This is a genomic window from Gilliamella sp. ESL0254, from assembly GCF_013344985.1.
GTDB classification, from domain to species: Bacteria; Pseudomonadota; Gammaproteobacteria; order Enterobacterales; family Orbaceae; genus Gilliamella; species Gilliamella bombicola.
The window spans coordinates 79,381-98,683 of the sequence record NZ_JAAEDU010000004.1 but is presented as its reverse complement, the minus strand read 5'-3'; the positions used below and the strand labels follow the sequence as shown (position 1 = coordinate 98,683).

General features: G+C 36.3%; 17 protein-coding genes. 4 read left to right on the top strand and 13 right to left on the bottom strand.

Annotation, left to right across the window (positions count from 1 at the left end; all coding sequences use genetic code 11):
• Positions 1-184: 184 nt before the first annotated feature.
• The gene (grcA, locus tag GYX25_RS09550) at positions 185-568 is read left to right on the top strand and encodes an autonomous glycyl radical cofactor GrcA (RefSeq protein ID WP_091350418.1); all 384 of its coding nucleotides are present in this window, start codon (positions 185-187) and stop codon (positions 566-568) included.
• Positions 569-1,985: 1,417 nt separating this feature from the next.
• Here grcA and GYX25_RS09545 read toward each other — a convergent pair.
• On the bottom strand, positions 1,986-3,650 hold the full coding sequence (locus GYX25_RS09545; protein ID WP_174787260.1) for a hypothetical protein: 1,665 nt from the start codon (positions 3,648-3,650) through the stop codon (positions 1,986-1,988).
• An 863-nt stretch (positions 3,651-4,513) separates the two neighbouring features.
• Between GYX25_RS09545 and GYX25_RS09540 the strand changes: the two genes are divergently transcribed.
• On the top strand, positions 4,514-5,065 hold the full coding sequence (locus GYX25_RS09540) for a hypothetical protein (RefSeq protein WP_174787259.1): 552 nt from the start codon (positions 4,514-4,516) through the stop codon (positions 5,063-5,065).
• 19 nt (positions 5,066-5,084) lie between these two features.
• The gene (locus GYX25_RS09535; protein ID WP_091349379.1) at positions 5,085-5,654 is read left to right on the top strand and encodes a hypothetical protein; all 570 of its coding nucleotides are present in this window, start codon (positions 5,085-5,087) and stop codon (positions 5,652-5,654) included.
• A 151-nt stretch (positions 5,655-5,805) separates the two neighbouring features.
• On the opposite strand, the gene dnaJ is transcribed toward GYX25_RS09535, so the two are convergent.
• Together dnaJ and dnaK are read right to left on the bottom strand one after the other, a co-directional pair.
• Entirely contained in the window at positions 5,806-6,933 is a 1,128-nt protein-coding gene (gene dnaJ, locus GYX25_RS09530; protein ID WP_091349377.1) for a molecular chaperone DnaJ, read from the bottom strand.
• Positions 6,934-7,060: 127 nt separating this feature from the next.
• Positions 7,061-8,980 carry a molecular chaperone DnaK gene (gene dnaK, locus GYX25_RS09525; protein WP_174787258.1) on the bottom strand — a complete coding sequence of 640 codons (1,920 nt, stop codon included), beginning with the start codon at positions 8,978-8,980 and terminating at the stop codon, positions 7,061-7,063.
• A gap of 230 nt (positions 8,981-9,210) precedes the next feature.
• Here dnaK and satP point away from each other — a divergent pair, with 230 nt between their 5' ends.
• Entirely contained in the window at positions 9,211-9,789 is a 579-nt protein-coding gene (gene satP / locus GYX25_RS09520) for an acetate uptake transporter (RefSeq protein WP_091349371.1), read from the top strand.
• A gap of 61 nt (positions 9,790-9,850) precedes the next feature.
• On the opposite strand, the gene GYX25_RS09515 is transcribed toward satP, so the two are convergent.
• The 10 genes from GYX25_RS09515 to GYX25_RS09470 all read right to left on the bottom strand — a co-directional run bounded on the left by GYX25_RS09515 (position 9,851) and on the right by GYX25_RS09470 (position 19,277).
• On the bottom strand, positions 9,851-10,804 hold the full coding sequence (locus tag GYX25_RS09515) for a hypothetical protein (protein ID WP_091349368.1): 954 nt from the start codon (positions 10,802-10,804) through the stop codon (positions 9,851-9,853).
• A 142-nt stretch (positions 10,805-10,946) separates the two neighbouring features.
• On the bottom strand, positions 10,947-11,390 hold the full coding sequence (locus tag GYX25_RS09510) for a PTS sugar transporter subunit IIA (RefSeq protein WP_160402350.1): 444 nt from the start codon (positions 11,388-11,390) through the stop codon (positions 10,947-10,949).
• A gap of 15 nt (positions 11,391-11,405) precedes the next feature.
• A complete protein-coding gene (locus GYX25_RS09505; protein WP_091349363.1) occupies positions 11,406-11,903 on the bottom strand; it encodes a PTS system mannose/fructose/N-acetylgalactosamine-transporter subunit IIB in 498 nt (165 codons plus the stop codon).
• Positions 11,904-11,935: 32 nt separating this feature from the next.
• The gene (locus GYX25_RS09500; protein ID WP_091349361.1) at positions 11,936-12,796 is read right to left on the bottom strand and encodes a PTS system mannose/fructose/sorbose family transporter subunit IID; all 861 of its coding nucleotides are present in this window, start codon (positions 12,794-12,796) and stop codon (positions 11,936-11,938) included.
• A 43-nt stretch (positions 12,797-12,839) separates the two neighbouring features.
• Complete coding sequence (locus GYX25_RS09495; RefSeq protein ID WP_091349396.1) at positions 12,840-13,661, bottom strand: PTS mannose/fructose/sorbose/N-acetylgalactosamine transporter subunit IIC; 822 nt, start codon at positions 13,659-13,661, stop codon at positions 12,840-12,842.
• Between the two features lie 60 nt (positions 13,662-13,721).
• The gene (locus GYX25_RS09490; RefSeq protein ID WP_174787256.1) at positions 13,722-14,702 is read right to left on the bottom strand and encodes an NAD(P)-dependent oxidoreductase; all 981 of its coding nucleotides are present in this window, start codon (positions 14,700-14,702) and stop codon (positions 13,722-13,724) included.
• A 454-nt stretch (positions 14,703-15,156) separates the two neighbouring features.
• Positions 15,157-16,830, bottom strand: coding sequence for an asparagine synthase B (gene asnB, locus GYX25_RS09485; protein WP_091349356.1), 1,674 nt, complete (start codon positions 16,828-16,830; stop codon positions 15,157-15,159).
• A gap of 193 nt (positions 16,831-17,023) precedes the next feature.
• Positions 17,024-17,368, bottom strand: a complete 345-nt coding sequence (locus GYX25_RS09480) for a YdbL family protein (protein ID WP_174787255.1) — start codon at positions 17,366-17,368, stop codon at positions 17,024-17,026.
• A 98-nt stretch (positions 17,369-17,466) separates the two neighbouring features.
• Positions 17,467-17,652, bottom strand: coding sequence for a YnbE family lipoprotein (locus GYX25_RS09475; protein WP_091349352.1), 186 nt, complete (start codon positions 17,650-17,652; stop codon positions 17,467-17,469).
• Positions 17,653-17,663: 11 nt separating this feature from the next.
• On the bottom strand, positions 17,664-19,277 hold the full coding sequence (locus GYX25_RS09470) for an intermembrane phospholipid transport protein YdbH family protein (RefSeq protein WP_174787254.1): 1,614 nt from the start codon (positions 19,275-19,277) through the stop codon (positions 17,664-17,666).
• Positions 19,278-19,303: the final 26 nt, after the last annotated feature.

Here is a 19,303-nt window from a genome sequence, read left to right as displayed (position 1 = left end):
GACAATTAACAAAGAAAATAAATAATTAATGTAATAAATAGTTTTCATACAACCATAGCTAAAATGCTAAACAAAGGTATTGCTTATTGAATTGATAGCTTTTTTTGACTTTAATCAAATATCCAAAGTGCTATATTAACCCTAATTATTTTAGGGCAATAAGGCCCCGTTAGGAGGATTTAAAATGATTACAGGTATCCAAATTACTAAAGCAGACAATGCAGCACTTCTTAACTCTTTCTGGTTATTAGACAACGCTACAAAAGAAGCACGTTGTGTAGCTGCTAAATCAGTTTATAAAGAAGATCAAGTGATCCCAACTGCAGAACTAGGTAAATTCGAATATCGTGAAGTCCCATTAGATGTTGCCCCAACTGTTAAAGTTGAAGGTGGTCAACATTTAAATGTAAACGTTCTTCGTCGTGAAACTTTAGAAGATGCCGTACAACATCCAGAAAAATACCCACAATTAACCATTCGTGTTTCTGGTTATGCGGTGCGTTTTAACTCACTAACTGCTGAACAACAACGCGACGTTATTGCTCGTACATTTACAACTAAAATTTAATTAGTTGGTTAAAATAAGAACCCAGCTTTGGCTGGGTTTTTTTATGGTTTTTGGTAAAACCATTAAATAAAAACTTTAATAAAATCAATACCTTTTCTGAACGATTTTTGGGCGGAAAATCAGGCCTTTTTGGGGTTGGTAAATAGAATAAATTGGGTGCGCAGGTTTCGGACGTTTTGACCTTGGGTGGACAAAATAGCTATTGTGACCACGTCCGAGCTAAGGGAATTAAAGCGAATTCCCTTAGCAATCCCACGCTTTGGCTGCAGAATGTGGCCTACGGCTGCCCTCCGCCGCCGCTCGGTCTTAACGCACCGTTTGTGGACGCGTTCCCGACGCACCACAAACTCGCCAAACATCCCTGTTTGGCGTGCTAACCTCGTTCTGTTGTCGGCACATTCTGACGCCGGAATAAAACAAACAACATAACCATCGTTTTTGGGAAAGATTGTTATGTTTTTATAATTATATCGTTGATTTTATTTTGATTAAACGCCTACACGGAGTTAAAGATATTCATTACGGGCATTATGATAATAAGTTATTTCTAAACCACCTACACGGCGTTAAAGTAGAACTCAAGATTTGATAAATCTTGCTGTATAAAGATAAACAACAATTTCATCTTTGAAAACCCTTTTTTTGAGGTGCTTTATAATGTTTTGATTTTATTTAATTTTAAATTATCGTTAAAAAAAGGGTTTGGAGCGGTTAAATTGCTGTTATTGGGGCGCTATTTGTGGTTTTGTTGATTTGTTGTATGTCGGCGCTTTGCTTAGGTTGTTTAATTGATTGATTTAGCTTAAAAATAGCAAAATAAAAACTTCAATAAAATCAATACCTTTCCTGACCACTTTTTGGATGTAATTGCATTGCTTTTTAACACAAAAATAACTCACAAAAAGCACTAAAGGTTATGTAGTTTGTCTTGTTCCGGCGTCAGAATGTGCCGACAACAGAGTGAGGTTAGCACGCCAAACAGGGATGTTTGGCGAGTTTGTGGTGCGTCTGGAACGCGTCCACAAACGGTGCGTTAAGACCGAGGGCGCCGGCGGACAAATTTGTCTGGAACAAATTTGAACACCTGAGCATAGCGAAGGTGGCCTCGAAGAGGCGAGTATCAGGATGATACGAGTAGTGCCGTAGGCCACATTCTGTAGCCAAAGCGTGGGATTGCAAAGGGAATTCGCTTTAATTCCCTTTGCTCGGACGTGGTCACTGTAGCTATTTTGTTCACTAAAGGTCAAAACGTCCGAAACCTTGCCGTACTATAAATAGACCACAAATTTAAACCGCAACAGCACAACCCTAAGGAAAGTGCCCCAACTTGCGCGGGGGCGTTATTCTTGGTTAGATTGTCCTCTCAGGCACCATAATCTCCCCCGCGGCCCAAGGATTAAGGACTAAACGCTAAAAACTAAGGTGCGGTGCAAACAGCGTAATAACTGCTGGAAACGCTGAAGCTGCCGACGTTGCCGTAGTCCGAGTAGACATCGAAGCCATAGCCACCTGTTGCGTCACTCGACCAGAAGCCGTGGTCGTTGACGAAGCCCGCATCAGCGTAGTAGGCCAGGTCGCCCCACTCCGTGAAAAAACCAGAACCTATGTGACGCATATAATGATTACCAGATGAATGAGGCAAGGCGCCAGAAATAGGATTACGACCAGTTCTGACTGCATTGGTTAAATCCTTAACCTGTGGCGCACGATAACCCAAACTACTACACCAAGTGGATTGGTTAGCCTGAGTATCCCGTTTATCACCCCGATTGACGAACCACTGTTTTAAGACAAACCCATACCTCACCTCATTACCTCGACTATCCCTACCGACTAACTCAAATGTCTGTGGCAAAGAGGGCACATCTAGCAGACTAGGATTACTTGAATTTTTCTGAGTATCATCAGCCCTAGGACCGCTTAATTTTACCCTTGTCCTTGCCCTATTTGACTCCCAGTTGACTGTAGCTGTTATTCCATCACGAGTAACAGGAGACCACGTAAATCGCCTTCCATTCACTCCTGCAGGCATCTCTAAGAAAAAATACAACCCATCAGCACCCGTTGTAGGAAAATTTCGGCCGTAAGAGGATGAATCAGTTGACTGAGTTAAAAAACCCTTATTAGGGGCCCATATGTTAGCTGGGCCGGCGTAATCGTCTGTGCCACGGGCGACCCTCGGCCTTGCGTAACTCACAAAGTAACAAGCAACAGGACCTGTAACACCATACGGATTGATATAATATGTCACCGCCTGACTGCTAAAATTGGTCCTATTAGGAACACCGTACTGGGTCTGTAAATATCCCCCTGTACTACTTAAAGTTACCCTATAAGGAGCCTTACATCCACTTAATTCTTCATTAAAACTAACATCATTGCCATCCTTATCTGTAAAGGATGCCGATATACTCCCTGATATACCATTTGCTGCCGGCTCATCTCCATCATCATCTCGCCAATAATTATACCTTGTGGCTAAATCACTTAAACTCACTGAACTAGCTGTTGTTCGTGGGAATATCATTCCTATACTTCCCAAAGTACTTCCTGCATAAGGTAAGCTTATTGGATTTGATACGCTTGATGTATTACTAGATGGCGTGATTACCTGACCATCCTGCAACCGAATAGACAACAAACTGTCTGTATCTGTTGCCTTTGTTCGACCATAGTTGAACGCTAAATACGGCGCACTACCCTCTATTACCCTTGAAGTACACGCCATGAATGGCTGTGAACAAGGCGTTAATGCCACAGAACTCTGTGTATATGACAACAACAACAATGCCACGAAGAACAACGCCGATTTAAGGAATCTAAATAATCTAAGTAAGCTGAGTAAACCTGATAAGCCTGATAAGCTTGGTAAACTTGGTAAACTTGGTAAACCTGAAAATTTAGATAGAAGAGGTAAACGCCTTGACCTCGGTGATAACCCTACCGATAACGTCTCCGATTTCGCTACGCGAAATGACCTCGCTGATGAAAATAAGAATTGTGTCTGATTTCGACTACGGTGAAAATTAAAAAGTTTTAGGGCGTAGGTTTGGCAGGCCAGATGCCAGATGCCAGATGCCATAAATGGTAATGCATTTCGATCATCCTGTCAAGTAATTTTTTGTTTTATTTCGATTTTTTATAACTTACTGCTCTAATAATGAGCACTCCCTTGCTTTGTAAGCGATTAAATTATAACCGCTTGACCAATAATGCGCTACCTTTTTTGTTAAAAATTTGTAAAGTTTTGTTAAAGGATGAGTCAGCTTATGTTGGCGGGCTTTGGGAAATGGTTTTGGTGATGTTTTTTGAATAAAAAACATCAAATAAAAACTTTAATAAAATCAATACCTTTTCTGACCGATTTTTGGACGGAAAATCAGGTCTTTTTTGGGTTGGTGAATAGGATGGATTGGGTGCGGTGGTTTCGGACGTTTTGACCTTTAGCTAACAAAATAGTTACAGTGACCACGTCCGAGTCAGGGAATTAAAGCGAATTCCCTGACAACCCACGCTTTGGCTGCAGAATGTGGCCTGCGGCTACCCGACGCCGCCGCTCGGTCTTAACGCACCGGCTATGATTCGCTCCCGGCGAAGCATAGCCTCGCCAAACATCCCTGTTTGGCGTGCTGACCTCGCTCTGTTGTCGGCACATTCTGACGCCGGAATAAGACAAATAACATAATCATCGTTTTTTGGGATGGGCCGTTGTGTTTTTATAAGGCGGTTTTTGTTAAAAAACAACCAGAAAAAACTTAATAAAATCAATATTTTTTCTGACGTATTTTAGTGTGTAGATAGCTAAATAATCAGTCTGATTGGTAGATTTATTTTGCTGTTTTTTTGCACTATGACTGCTTTTTATTGTTTACTGGTGCCTAAGTTATTATTTTATTATAATAAAATAATAACTTAAGGAATTAATATAAAAATTGGAAAAAAACAATGCTAAAAAGTTACTTTTTATTATTCGCTTTGTTATTTTGTATCCCAACTTGTTGGGCTGATGGTTTAACAAAAGAGCAAGCGGAAAATCTTGAACTTGCCGGGGTTAAACTTGGAATAACCGAATCGGAACTGGTTGAATTACTCAAAAACCAATATCACCTTTCTGAAAATGACTTTACTGTTAGTGAGCAGCAAATGGCATTACCGCCAACCAAAATAGATGGAAAAAGCATAACTACTTGCACAATTAAGATCTATGAAGTCGTTTTAAATACCAACCATCCAGAAGAAACGTTAACAATTCAACTTAAAGACGATATCACGCATAATCCTCCACAAAAAATGGTGGTTTATAGTATTTATCATACCATGCCATATACAGTAGAAAGTGCGCAGAAGGTTTATAAGGAGTTAACCGAAAAATATGGTAAGGAAGAAACAACAAACTTTTTCGGAATAAAAGTCTGGCGTTACAACGCATACCATTTAGGCTTATCCCCAAAAACTGAGGGTAAATTCTATGTATCTATTCGGAGCAATGGACTATAACACAACTAGGAGCTAAACAATGTTAAAAAAGTACTTTTTATTATTCACTTTGTTATTTTGTATCCCAACCTGTTGGGCTGATGGTTTAACAAAAGAGCAGGCGGAAAATCTTGAGCTTGCAGGGGTTAAGCTTGGAATAACCGAACCGGAACTGGTTGAATTACTCAAAAACCAATATCACCTTTCTGAAAAGGACATAAAGGTTAGTGAAAAGAACATGCGATTACCGCCATCAAAAATAGGCGAAAAATCGATAACCGAAGGCACAATCAAAAGCTATGAAATAACTTTAAATGCCAACAATCAAGACGAAAAATTAACCATTAGACTTGAAGATGACTTAGAGCGTAACCCTACCCAATTGGTTGTGTTCAATGTTTATAAAAAAATGACATACACAGCAGAAATAGAACAGAAAGTTTATAAAGAATTAACCCAAAAATATGGTAAAGAAGAATATAAAAACATAGTAGGGGATAAAATATGGAGCTACAAACCATACTCTTTAAATCTATCCCGAGAAAATAACGGTAAGTTTTCTGTTGAAATTTTGACCGAAAAATATCGTAAGCAAAAAACAGGATCGTAGTAAAAAACGAAATAGTTACATAAACAGTTAATTTGGCTAAAATTTTTTTGTTTTTGTGAATAAATAGGGATGGGTGTAGAGGTCTGAATGTTGGCTAACACACGATTGAACAAGTTATTTTACTGTTCAATCGTGCTTTTGCTATATCAAATTAACCAAAAAACTTTTTCACTTTGTCAAAGAAGCTTTTTTCTTTGGGGCTGTGTTTAGAGTTTTTATCGGCTTTAAAGCTTTCACCTAATTCTTTAAGCAGCTCTTTTTGTTTGCTCGTTAGGTTAACGGGTGTTTCAACCACAACATGGCAGTAAAGATCACCTACCGCACTACCGCGTAATGATTTGACGCCTTTGCCTCGTAGTCGGAACATTTTACCGGTTTGTGTTTCAGCAGGAATCGTTAAGCTGACCTTGCCATTAAGAGTTGGTACTTCAACTTCGCCACCGAGTGATGCCAATGCAATATTAATTGGAATTTCGCAATGCAGATTGGTGCCGTCTCGCTCAAAAATAGCATGTGGTTTAATTTGCATTTGAACATATAAATCACCTGCTGGTGCGCCATTTAAACCGGCTTCGCCCTCACCAGATAGTCGAATACGGTTGCCTGTATCAACACCGGCTGGAATAGTAACAGACAATGTTTTCGTTTTTTCAACGCGACCTTCACCATGACATTTTTTACATGGGTTTTTAACCACTTTACCCCGTCCATGACAAGTTGGACACTCTTGTTGCACGGCAAAAAATCCTTGTCGCATTTGGACAACACCTGCACCATGACAGGTATTACACGTGACCACATCAGAGGATTTTTCGGTGCCTTGCCCATGGCAAGTATCGCAACTTACCCAAGTTGGTACTTTAATTTCTTTACTAACACCTGCTGCTGCTTCTTCTAATGTTAGAGTGATATTGTATTGTAAGTCATTGCCGCGAGATGCGGTTTGACTGCGCCCACGACCACCACCAAAGAAATCGCTGAATATATCGTCGAACGCACCACCGCCAAAGCCACCAAATCCGCCGAATCCACCCGATCCACCTTGTCCTTGTTCAAAAGCAGCATGTCCATATTGATCATAAGCCGCTTTTTTTTGCGGATCAGTTAGGATTTCGTAAGCTTCTTTCACTTCTTTGAACTTTGCTTCGGCTTCGGCTTTGTTATCTTGATTTTTATCAGGATGATATTTCATCGCTAGGCGTTTATAGGCTTTTTTTATCTCACTTTCACTGGCACTTTTACTAACGCCCAATGTTTCATAATAATCTTTCTTCGCCATAATTAACCTTTATTTTTTTATGATTGTATAAACAACTAAACGGGCTTGAGTTACCTCGCGCCCGTTTAACTTGTTATATGCTTAAAACTTGTTGAAATAACTCATTAAAAAACATTGTAGTTAATGTTTATTTTTTATCATCATCAACTTCTTTGAAGTCTGCATCAACAACATCATCTTGCGCATTAGTGTTTCCACTATTTGCTTGACCCGCACCTTGAGCTGCTTGGGCTTGTTGTTGTGCTAATTCAAGCAATTTTTTAGAAGCTTCCATTAATGCATTAATTTTTGCTTCAATTTCTGCTTTATCTTCGCCACGAGCGGCAACTTCTAAAGCACTGACTGCATCTTCAATTGCTTTTTTATCATCAGCTGATAACTGATCACCGGCTTCAGTCACTTGTTTACGTGTTGTGTGAACAAGATGATCGGCTTGGTTACGAGTTTGAGCTAGCTCTTCAAATTTACGGTCTGCATCGGCATTCGCTTCTGCGTCGTTTACCATTTTTTGAATTTCTTCTTCACTTAATCCTGAAGAGGCTTTAATCGTAATTTTTTGTTCACGTCCAGTATTTTTGTCTTTTGCAGATACATGCAAAATACCGTCAGCATCAATATCAAAAGTAACTTCAATTTGTGGCATACCGCGAGGTGCAGGTTGAATACCATCTAGATTGAATTGACCTAATGATTTGTTATCGCCCGCACGTTTACGTTCACCTTGTAACACATGAATGGTTACAGCTGATTGATTATCTTCAGCAGTTGAGAACACTTGACTATGTTTAGTTGGAATAGTTGTGTTCTTTTCAATTAAAGCGGTCATTACACCGCCCATAGTCTCAATACCTAAAGACAATGGCGTAACATCAAGTAATAACACATCTTTAACATCACCACCAAGTACACCACCTTGAACAGCCGCACCAACAGCAACCGCTTCGTCAGGGTTTACATCTTTGCGTGGTTCTTTACCAAAGAAGTCAGCAACCGCTTTTTGAACCATTGGCATACGTGTTTGACCACCAACAAGAATAACGTCTTTAATGTCAGAAACAGAAAGACCTGCATCTTGTAATGCTGTTTTTACAGGATCCATTGAACGTTTAACTAAATCTTCAACTAAAGACTCAAGTTTAGCGCGTGTTACTTTAATATTTAAATGTTTTGGACCACTTGCATCAGCAGTGATATACGGTAAATTAATATCAGTTTGTTGTGCTGATGATAATTCAATTTTTGCTTTTTCTGCTGCTTCTTTTAAACGTTGCATTGCTAGCGGATCATTTTTTAGATCGAAGTTTTGTTCACGTTTAAATTCGTCAACTAAATAGTTGATTAAGCGTGAGTCAAAATCTTCACCACCTAAGTGAGTATCACCATTTGTTGCTAGTACTTCAAAGGTTTTTTCGCCATCAACGTCGTCGATTTCGATAATAGAAATATCAAATGTACCACCACCAAGGTCATAAACAGCAATAGTACGGTTACCTACATCTTTATCTAAACCATAAGCAAGGGCTGCAGCTGTTGGTTCGTTGATGATACGTTTTACATCAAGTCCAGCAATACGACCAGCATCTTTGGTTGCTTGACGTTGTGCGTCGTTAAAATAAGCAGGAACAGTAATTACCGCTTCAGTCACTGCTTCGCCAAGATAATCTTCTGCTGTTTTTTTCATTTTCTTTAATACTTCGGCAGAAATTTGTGGTGGCGCAATTTTTTGACCTTTAACATCAACCCATACATCACCATTATCGGCTTTTACAATTTTATATGGCATGATGCTAACGTCACGTTGTACTTCGGCATCTTCAAAACGACGACCAATTAAACGTTTAATGGCAAATAATGTATTTTGTGGATTGGTTACTGCTTGACGTTTTGCTGGTTGACCAACTAAGATTTCACCATCTTGAGTATAAGCAATAATGGAAGGGGTTGTGCGATCGCCTTCTGCATTTTCTAATACTTTTGCTTGGCCATTGTCCATGACAGCAACACATGAATTTGTTGTACCTAAATCAATACCAATAATTTTACCCATAGTCTTTCTCCTCAAAATCTGTATTTTATTTCTTGTATATAGGTCTTAAATATTAATTTTCAAGCCTTTATTTCACAAAGAAATGTTTTTGTTTTCACATAAATGGGAACATTATTATTAATATCAAGGGGGGCAAAAAAATAATTTTCTCTGAAATCTTGATTATCGCGTTTTCTGCACTTATCATTGCCGCTCTTTTTTAATCATCAAATTTAACCTATAGGATCCTTATGGAACAAACAAAACTTGCAAATCCTGGCCCTCTTGGCTTAATGGGATTTGGTATGACAACAATTTTATTAAATATTCATAATGCTGGATTTTTCCCTGCTATGACAGTCATCGTCTCAATGGGTATTTTTTATGGCGGCCTTGCACAAGTCATTGCTGGTATTTTAGAATTTCGAAAAGGTAATACGTTTGGTACAACGGCATTTACTTCTTATGGTTTCTTTTGGATTGCGTTAGTGGGTATTTGGTATTTACCAACTTCACCAGCAACAGCACCATCTGATGCTACCTTTGTTGGTATTTTCCTTGCTTTATGGGGAATTTTTACTGGCTTTATGTTTATTGGTACATTAAAAGGTAACCGCGCATTACAATTTGTTTTTGCTAGTTTAACGGTTTTATTTGCTTTATTAGCCATTGGTAATATTTCTGGTAACCATGGCATTATCCATATTGCCGGTTTTGAAGGCATTATTTGTGGAGCAAGTGCTGTTTATTTAGCAATGGCTGAAGTGATTAATGAACAATACGGTCGTACCATTTTACCTATTGGTGCACCAAAAGGCGCTGCACATTAATTTTTCTATCACATCTACCCAATCGGTTGGTAGATGTGATCGCTTTCCCTCTACTCAAATACTATTTTTGATTGTTATTGGCATAACGAGTTGTTAATGAACGGCATACATCATGAAGCGACTGGGTATGTTTTTCGATTATTTCGTTAGATAAGTAGTTGTCTTTTGATGAATGAGCATTATTAATAACAATTTTACCCTCTTTATCTATATTACCAGATGTGATCATGATGTAATTGGGTAATTGGGTTTCCATTTTTCCTGTATAAATAGTCTTACCTTCTATTTGTAGACTAGATCCTTCGGGTTTTAGATAAATTAAATCATTGCCATTACCAATACTGTCTATAAAAATAAATTTTTTGTCCTTCATTTGGCTAGAGTAACTTTCCAGCATTTTTAAGCCGTATTGGCCGCTGTTGCCTCCATCATATAAAACAAAGGCTATTTTTTTCTTGTCTTTTTTGTCGAGTTGATTAATTAAGTTAATAATAGTAATAATACTTGATGAATTACAAACAAAATTCTTTTGATTAGGAATGCCGCTTTTAAATTTAAATACAACAAAAAATAGCAAAACGGTTGAAATAATTGAGCTGATGCCAGAAAAACTAAAAAAGCCTTGAGTACTAATATTTGGAAGAAAGACAAAATAATTTAATATCAGCGATATAATAAATAAAAAAACAATAGGCGCAATGCTGATAAAGTAATTTAATTTATTAAATTGCGGTGTAAATGCATAGTTTTTTTGAAGATTAAAACAGTTAATAGCCGTATCATAATAAGTGCAGATGATTAATTCGGCTTTATTTAAATCACCAATATAAGCATTGTAGTAGTTTTCATACCGTCTTGTGGCTAATTTTAATTTAGCCAGTTTTGCATCAACTATATAGCCTAATTGACTGAGTTCTTTAGATATCACTCTTAAAAAAGCAATCTTTTCTTTAGAAGAAAACCGTTTGCCAAAGATGACGCAATATCGTAGAACAAGATCTTTAAGTATTTCCATTTTTAATAAACTATCTAAATTTAAAATAATATAGTGAATAAACCTTTATACAATCCGATTAACTATGAAGATAAAAAATAAGTTGATAGGTATAAACTAAAAACTATCAACTTAATAAATAATATTAGTTAAATTAAACTAATTAATAATCGTCTTCACTTTCAGATTTGTTGGAATGCATAATATTTGCAATAGCATCTTGAATGTTTTCATGCCCTGATTCAATACACTCTTTTGTCAACTCTTGGAGTGATAGCGAATCTCTATTGCATACTGCATTAATTACCATTGGCAAGCTCATACCAGTAATAACGCGAACATTCATGCCAAGATCATGCCATTGTGGCACACATTGCATTGATGCGTTATAAGGTGAAGCCCCATACAGATCGACAAAAACTAAAACACCATCGCCAGAATCTAACGATTTGGTACAATTAAATAAATCTGTTTTTAATTGATTAATATCTTGCCCTGGGTTAAGTGATAATGCTTCAAATTTGTCTTGTTCTCCAACAATCATTGTTACACTATCTTTCATTCCTGATGCCATTTTGCCATGGCTAATTAATAAGACACCTATCATTTTTACCATCCTAGATTATTCAAACATCTTAATTGCTTCATTTAGTGTTACTTTTTTCAATGAAGGCGTTGCTTGAAAATAGATATCCATATTAGGGAAACTCTTTTGTAAATCAATCAATAGATCAAGTTGCTCTTTGTTAATGGATACTTCTTTGATTATTGAAGTTGCACCAGGCACTAGCGGTAATCCACCAATATTAAGGTTGGTTATTGGTACCCCAGCTTTAATAATTTTATACATTACCTCAATATTTTTAGTAATTAAGATAACATTAAAATCATCATATTTGCGATCATTCCAATATCTTACCGCGCCATCTTCTTTTAATACTCTGATTTTATGGCCTGTACTAGCACCGGCACCTAAAATGATATTTTTTGTGAACTCATCATTTGCTGAATAGTCATCGGCAACGAATAAGGCATTAGCCCCAGCCGCTTTAGAAACGTTAGTTGCAACTTGACCATGAATGAGACGACTATCTACACGAGCTAAAACAACTTTTCCCATAATTTATAACCTCTATTTTTTATATCGCTATTTTATAAAATGCCAATTGCAGCTAAAACACCCAGTATGATGGTTAACCCAACTAATGCTCTGGTGACTTTTAAACCTTTCTTAGAAAAATAAAAATAAAGCCCCATGACAACAACAAGCGGTAACACACCTGGTAAAATTTTATCCAATGTATCTTGTATAACAAACTCTTTACCTGATAAAGTAAATTTTAAACTTGATGAGACTTTAATATAGCTCGCGGCTAAAATCCCCATCATAAACAGACCTAAAATAGATAAGCCTTCTATAAGCATCTGCATTTTGTTACCCACAACTTCTGTAGCAGCATTTCTACCTAATTTAAATCCTAATTGTGCAAAATAATATCCAACAAAAAGTTGATATATTACAAAAGCAAAGAAAGGGAACAAGGCACCAATTGCTAATCCTTCTTGTGCCCAAGGAAGTGCAATTGCAATAAAAATATATTGTATAGTACCCGAGTCAATCGCATCACCAATACCGGCTAATGCTCCCATTAAACCCGCTTTAGTATTATAAAGTACATCATCATCAATACTAATTGGTTTGTTTTGATAAACCTCATCGGCTCGAACTGACTCAAGTGAGGCCATAATTCCTGAAATTGTTCCTCCCCCCCAAGTTATTTGAGTATTAAAAAACAATAAATGTCGTTGGTAAGCTGCTGCCAGTTCGCTCTTTGATTTATATAATTTTTTAAGGATTGGCATTAACCCCCACATCAATGATGCCGCAAGATAACGATCAAATGAGTGTGGGATTTCGTTGGCATAATACCATCGTAACCAAGCAAAAGTTATATCCTTTTTAGTAATAGTTTCTGGTTTTAGATCAATGCTTTCTTGTACTATTTCTGTCATTATAAAATTCCTCTATCTAATTGATTCATCAAATCACTGTAGATTAATAATCGTCATCATCTTGATTGTTATTATTTGAATTATTTCTAGGCTGATCCGCCGCAGAATTTACTGCTTCACTTTTTGCAAGAACGAAAATAAAGGCAACAATAGCTCCCACAATCGCATAAGTTACCATTGTTATATTCAGTGGTTTGGCCATTACTGCCATAAAATAAGCCAATAAGAAGAAAATGATGTAGCTCTTTTTACCAATAACATAAATGGTTAATGCAATACCAACTGCGGCAAGCCCACCACCAATAACGTTAAGAATATGGAAAACCACTCCTCCGGCATTGGATTTAATGACATCAGCAATAATCGGTGCTCCAAAATATAGTGCAACAAACATAAACGGAACAAACAAGGCAAAACTACAAATTATTGGTAATATAATTATAGAAAAAGTTAATCCTGAACTATTTGCTTCTTGCGCATATCTTTCAGTTAATTTCATAATCATAGTGTTAAAGAAAAATCTTAGTTGATACAAGTAAGATCCTAATAAACCAACGGGTACAGCAACTGCAACCGCGGCGGTTGGCTCCATATTTCCAAGCAACGCAACAGGAACAGCAACTGCAGTTGCAATAGCAGGCTCTGATGGCATTTGACCACCTGGCGAAAAAACGCCCATGTAAATTAATTGTATTGCTGCAGTTGTTATCATGGCATTTGGAATATCATTAAAAACAACACCAACAATTAAACCTGTCATCATTGGGGTAAACCTTAACGTTAAGGTTGCGCCACCCAATCCCCGTGACATAACCATTGCAACCCATATGGAAATAATCGCCGCTTGAAGAAACGTTACATGCATTTCTTGCATATATAAACTCCTTAATATTTTTTATTATTAATTAAAATTTAAAACAATTTATTAAGAAACAACTGATTGTAGTTCTAAATTATTAACAAAGTTTTCTACATCTTGTACACACTTTTCCCCCATACCTTGCAGGCATTCAATGGCATAAGCGGAAGTATGAGGTGTAACAAGTACTTTAGGATGCTTAACTAAAGGATGGTCATTGTATGAAGGTTCAACATACATTACGTCAGTTGCATGTCCCGCAACAATACCACTATCAAGTGCGTTTAATAATGCACTTTCATCAATCAATTCAGCTCGTGCAGTATTCGTAATATAGACACCTTTTTTCATTAAAGAAAATTGAGGCTCTTTTAAGATATGGTAGCTTGTTTCATTCAGTGATGCATTTAAAGAGATGATGTCGGAATTTTGAAGCAAATAATCTAATTCAACAATTTCGATATTATTTTTATTTGCCCATTCTTTATTGACTTTAGGATCAACCACAAGTAACCGAGTATTAAAGCCGTGTTTAAATATTTCTGCTACTCGACTGCCAATATTACCGCATCCAATAACACCAACAACTTTACCCGTAACATTAATGCCTAAAAAAGAGGCTCTTTTTTTCCATTCATTTGACTTAACAGCTGCTTGAGATTGAACTGTTTGCCTAATTAATGCTAGTAAATTGGTTACAGCATTTTCAGCAACCGCATCTCGCTCAACTAAAGGGGGAACAATAGTAACGATCGTACCGTGCTCTTTAGCGGCAATAACATCAACATTATTAAACCCTATTCCATGGCGAGAAAGTAAAAGTAAAGGATCTTTTTTGTTATCAAAAAACTCTTTATCAAAAAATGGTCTGACACTCGCAATTACAATATTAAATCCTTGCAATGCATCAGCTAATTCTTTTCCAGAAATACTATTTTCAAAAATAAAATGTTTTACTTCACCTATTTTTTCTAGTCGTTTTAAATGATCTGGAAAATATTTTCCAAAACTACTTGAGTTGATTATTGCAATTCTATAATTTTTCACTCAATGCTCCTAGTTAATAAATCACCACTCTTACAATTATATTTATTGGAAAATAAACATTGTTTACTTTCCACCCTGTCGTTATGTGACTGGTAACATTAAGTATAGTTTATTAGATTTACAAAAAAATGAATTTAGATCACATATTTAATAAAAAATGCTCATAAAAAATCCAAGACATGAAGTATAGAAAATTGCGTTATTTTTTTTAAAACGTATACCAATCAATGAAATTAATGAACTAAATTTTAAAATAATGAAAAGTTTTTAATAAATGATTAAATTATCGTTGAATGAAAAATGGGAGATTTGTCGTCACTAAACTATGATAGTTTAGTTAAAATGAATTTAACAAAAAGTAGATTAATCAGAATGTTCTAGCTAAATATAAAAAAAGGGCATATAGCCCTTTTTACAAATTTGAATTAGATAATATTATCTTGAGTCTAATCCTTTATTTTTTATAAGCATCATTATGCACACCTACCGCTGCACGGCCTGATGGATCATTTAGGTTTTTGAAAGATTCATCCCATTCAATCGCTTTAGCGGTTGAGCAAGCAACTGTTGGACCACCTGGCACACAATGCGCTGCACTTTCAAGTGGGAATAGTTCATCAAAAATCTCACGATACATATAGGCTTCTTTTGAAGTCGGCGTATTGTACGGGAAGCGGAATTTTGCATTTTCTAATTGCTGATCAGTAATTTTACTTTCGGCAATCTCTTTTAATGTATCAATCCAGCTATAACCGACACCGTCAGAGAATTGCTCTTTTTGACGCCAAACAACCGATGCTGGTAAGTAAGATTCAAATGCTTCGCGGACAATGTGTTTTTCCATTTTGCCATTACTACCACACATTTTATCTTTTGGATTAATGCGCATAGCAACATCTAAGAATTTCTTATCAAGGAATGGAACGCGAGCTTCAACGCCCCATGCCGCCATCGCTTTATTAGCACGAGCACAATCATACATATGCAGTGCCGCTAATTTGCGTACGGTTTCTTCATGGAACTCTTTGGCATTTGGTGCTTTGTGGAAATAAAGATAACCACCAAACACTTCATCAGCACCCTCACCAGATAGTACCATTTTAATGCCCATAGCTTTGATTTTACGTGCCATTAGATACATCGGTGTAGAGGCACGAATAGTAGTGACATCATAGGTCTCTATGAAATAAATCACATCACGGATCGCATCAATACCCTCTTGAATGGTAAAGTTAATTTCGTGGTGGACAGTGCCCAAATGATCCGCAACAGCTTGCGCCGCTTTAAGATCGGGTGCGCCTTTTAAACCAACAGCAAATGAGTGCAACTGCGGCCACCATGCTTCTGATTTTTCGTGATCCTCAACGCGGCGAGCAGAGAATTTTTTAGTGATTGCTGAAATGACTGAAGAATCAAGTCCACCTGATAATAACACACCATAAGGTACATCAGACATTAAATGACCTTTTACTGACTCTTCTAATGCAACACGAAGTTCATTGATGTCTGTTTTATTATCCTTAACATTTTCATAATCCATCCAGTCACGTTTGTAGTAGGTTTTGATTTCACCTTCGGTACTAGATAAGTAACATCCTGGAGGGAAAGCCTCAATTGTTTTACAAACAGGCACTAAGGCTTTCATTTCAGAAGCAACATAAAATGTACCATTTTCATCGCGACCAGTATACATTGGAATAATACCAATATGGTCACGGCCAATAAAATAAGTGCCTTTATTGATATCATAAAGAATAAACGCAAACATGCCTTGTAATTCGTCAAGACAGTCAATACCCTTTTCTTGATATAAAGCAAGAATCACTTCACAGTCTGAACCGGTTTGAAATTCATAACGATCTTTGTACTGATTTCGGAGTTCTTGATGATTATAAATTTCGCCATTTACTGCTAAAACTAATGTTTTATCTTTATTATAAAGCGGCTGAGATCCGGTATTAACATCCACAATAGATAAACGTTCATGAGCAAGAATAGCTTTATCAGAAGCAAAAATACCAGACCAGTCAGGACCACGATGACGCTGTAGGCATGATAGCTCTAATGCTTTTGTTCGTAGTTGTTCTGGATCTGATTTAATATCAAGAATACCTAAAATCGAACACATTGATTTTCTCCATTTCAAATCGCATAAGCGATATTGTTACAAATAAAAACTAACTAGATAAGATTTCATACCATTTTTTATTTAATATAAAAACACTATGAACAGATATTTAAACAAACAGGATACACATTATTGATACACAATAAAAGTACAATGTCATTATACTTTTGTTATTGTTACTAAAAAGCGATAATTATTTTTTTATCCATTGACCTTGTTGCTTTATATATTGACCTGCTGGGGTCTTTTCTTGCGCTTTACTACCCGCCTTTTTTTCTACTTCACTTAAAGGGATATTACTTTCAGCGGATACTTTTTGATACTGTTGTTTACGAGCCTGATTAATGAGTTGTGCAATTTCAGTAGCGTTACCTTCATTTTTCACTACGCCTAAATAACCATCAGCCTGTTCACCAACAATGCCTTGTGCTTTAGCTTGACCTAATGAATCCATCGCTTGTTCTAAATTTAATGCAAATGCAGAAAAAGATAAAACAGCTGATAATAACGTTATTATTACTTTTTTATAGATAGTCATAACAAACTCCTTAATAAATACATCATATTTTATTAATTCGAATGTGGGGCGCCTTTTGTCCACAATCAAATACATCGATTAAAATAGAACCTATTGGTTTAATATAATCCAGATTTATTAATAATATTATCTAACGCCTTATCAACCTTAATATTAATTTCATGGTCTATCTTAACATTCAAATTGATATTAATTGGCTCGCTTGGAGCTTGAACCTTAACTGTTGGTGAACAGCCAATTAACACTCCCGCTAGTGCCATCATTACAATAACATTTCGTACCATAAAATAACTCCTTATTTTGAAGATCCCTTTTTTAAATTATCTTCAATACGTTTACGGATAGGTTCGCTAATTTGATCGGACAACTGTAAACTCATGAGCAATTTAGTTATATTTTCTTCAAGATTGATATTTAGATTCACGGCTTTGCCATTTTCGACATCTAAATTGCTGCCTTGAATATTCAATCCTAGTTTAGCAATGTCATTAGCATAATCAACTGTACCTTGTAACTTAGTATAATGAAAATTTTTAATAATATCAGTGAGTATTTTCATATTTGGGTTACTTTGTGCATAATTTTTCAAGGTTGAATTTTCAAACTGTAGATAACCTTCATTAATCGTAGCTAACCGACCATTTTTAATGACAAGGTTTAATGCTGTTTCGCCCCTTTTCTTTACCTCTAATAAGGTAATAGGTAAACCCCCCTCAATTACGCCCGCACCGGCAAGCCCTTCGGCAGGGTATTTATCAAAAATATCTTTTAGTTGTATCTGTTTTAACCCTAAATTAAATTGTTGGGGTAATTTGGCTAAATTCAATTTATTTTCTTCAATAAAAACTAAACCAGAAAAAACATTAGCTTCAAGCTTGTTCCAAGTAACTATACCTTTGCTAGGTGCTTTAAATGAAGCGGAATAACTACCCACTAATTTTAGCTTTTCAAAGGCAATACCCATATTTACTTCTTGAACATTTAACGCGGGCGTCGAAACCGTAAATTGGTTATCTTTTATAATAATATTAACATCACCTGTCACCGATTTAATTTCACTACTTTTATAAGTACCATTGAGCTTATTAACCGTTAGCATTGCTATAACAGACAATTTATTACTATCAAATGGAATTTTTGATTCTAGTTGAATATTCAATTGCCCAGAGGACGATCCAAGAAATAAATCGTCAGAAAGATTTGCTTTTTCTAAGCTAATTGAGGCTTTATCTGAAGTTGTTAATGCCAATTGATGGCCAGATACCCAACCAGTAAAAGGCAATGTTAAATTACTATTTTCTAGACCTAATTGATTTAAAGATGTTTTTAAAAGACCGTTTTGTATATCAACACGCGAAGCTGTTTGATTAACAAACAAAGTAGCCGATAATTGTGCGATCTCTTGGGTATTGGTTGATACATCCAGTTGTATCGCTTCTTGCTGTTTACTGATATCGACTTTTAAATCGAATTGTTTTTTATCTTGTTCATAAAATCGCAGTGTATCTATATGAATATTATTAGGTAACCAATAAACAGCAGTTGAAATCAAAGAGAGATCAAAATCAGATTGATTAAGATTATCAGTAGCAGTATCAACTACATTTTCGACAGAATCTACGACCGTTTCAGATTGATTTACTTGCCAGTGGATATCCAAATTATTTGCAGATAAATATGACCACGAAATTAACAGATTTTTAGCTGTTATAGAGATTTGAGATTGCTTGCTAACAGTAAGTTCATCAAAAGTAAGCCCTTCAAAACCAAGGCTAGCACCATGCCAATCGACCATAATTCCATGTTTCTGCTTAAATGACTGCCAATAGTGCCACCCATATAAGCAAAACAGTACAATCAAAAATAAAATACTAAGTGAGATCCAATAGCGTTTTTTTAAGCGAACCATAGAAGTTCTCGATTTGGCGAAAATAA

Excerpts from the sequence above, each read along its gene's own strand:
- GYX25_RS09535 (WP_091349379.1), top strand. The coding sequence starts at position 5,085 with ATGTTAAAAAAGTACTTTTTATTATTCACTTTGTTATTTTGTATCCCA.
- GYX25_RS09495 (WP_091349396.1), bottom strand. The coding sequence starts at position 13,661 with ATGCATGTAACGTTTCTTCAAGCGGCGATTATTTCCATATGGGTTGCA.
- GYX25_RS09480 (WP_174787255.1), bottom strand. The coding sequence starts at position 17,368 with ATGACTATCTATAAAAAAGTAATAATAACGTTATTATCAGCTGTTTTA.
- GYX25_RS09515 (WP_091349368.1), bottom strand. The coding sequence starts at position 10,804 with ATGGAAATACTTAAAGATCTTGTTCTACGATATTGCGTCATCTTTGGC.
- GYX25_RS09505 (WP_091349363.1), bottom strand. The coding sequence starts at position 11,903 with ATGGGAAAAGTTGTTTTAGCTCGTGTAGATAGTCGTCTCATTCATGGT.
- dnaJ (WP_091349377.1), bottom strand. The coding sequence starts at position 6,933 with ATGGCGAAGAAAGATTATTATGAAACATTGGGCGTTAGTAAAAGTGCC.
- GYX25_RS09510 (WP_160402350.1), bottom strand. The coding sequence starts at position 11,390 with ATGATAGGTGTCTTATTAATTAGCCATGGCAAAATGGCATCAGGAATG.
- GYX25_RS09475 (WP_091349352.1), bottom strand. The coding sequence starts at position 17,652 with ATGGTACGAAATGTTATTGTAATGATGGCACTAGCGGGAGTGTTAATT.
- GYX25_RS09500 (WP_091349361.1), bottom strand. The coding sequence starts at position 12,796 with ATGACAGAAATAGTACAAGAAAGCATTGATCTAAAACCAGAAACTATT.
- dnaK (WP_174787258.1), bottom strand. The coding sequence starts at position 8,980 with ATGGGTAAAATTATTGGTATTGATTTAGGTACAACAAATTCATGTGTT.
- asnB (WP_091349356.1), bottom strand. The coding sequence starts at position 16,830 with ATGTGTTCGATTTTAGGTATTCTTGATATTAAATCAGATCCAGAACAA.
- satP (WP_091349371.1), top strand. The coding sequence starts at position 9,211 with ATGGAACAAACAAAACTTGCAAATCCTGGCCCTCTTGGCTTAATGGGA.
- grcA (WP_091350418.1), top strand. The coding sequence starts at position 185 with ATGATTACAGGTATCCAAATTACTAAAGCAGACAATGCAGCACTTCTT.
- GYX25_RS09470 (WP_174787254.1), bottom strand. The coding sequence starts at position 19,277 with ATGGTTCGCTTAAAAAAACGCTATTGGATCTCACTTAGTATTTTATTT.
- GYX25_RS09540 (WP_174787259.1), top strand. The coding sequence starts at position 4,514 with ATGCTAAAAAGTTACTTTTTATTATTCGCTTTGTTATTTTGTATCCCA.
- GYX25_RS09545 (WP_174787260.1), bottom strand. The coding sequence starts at position 3,650 with ATGGCATCTGGCATCTGGCATCTGGCCTGCCAAACCTACGCCCTAAAA.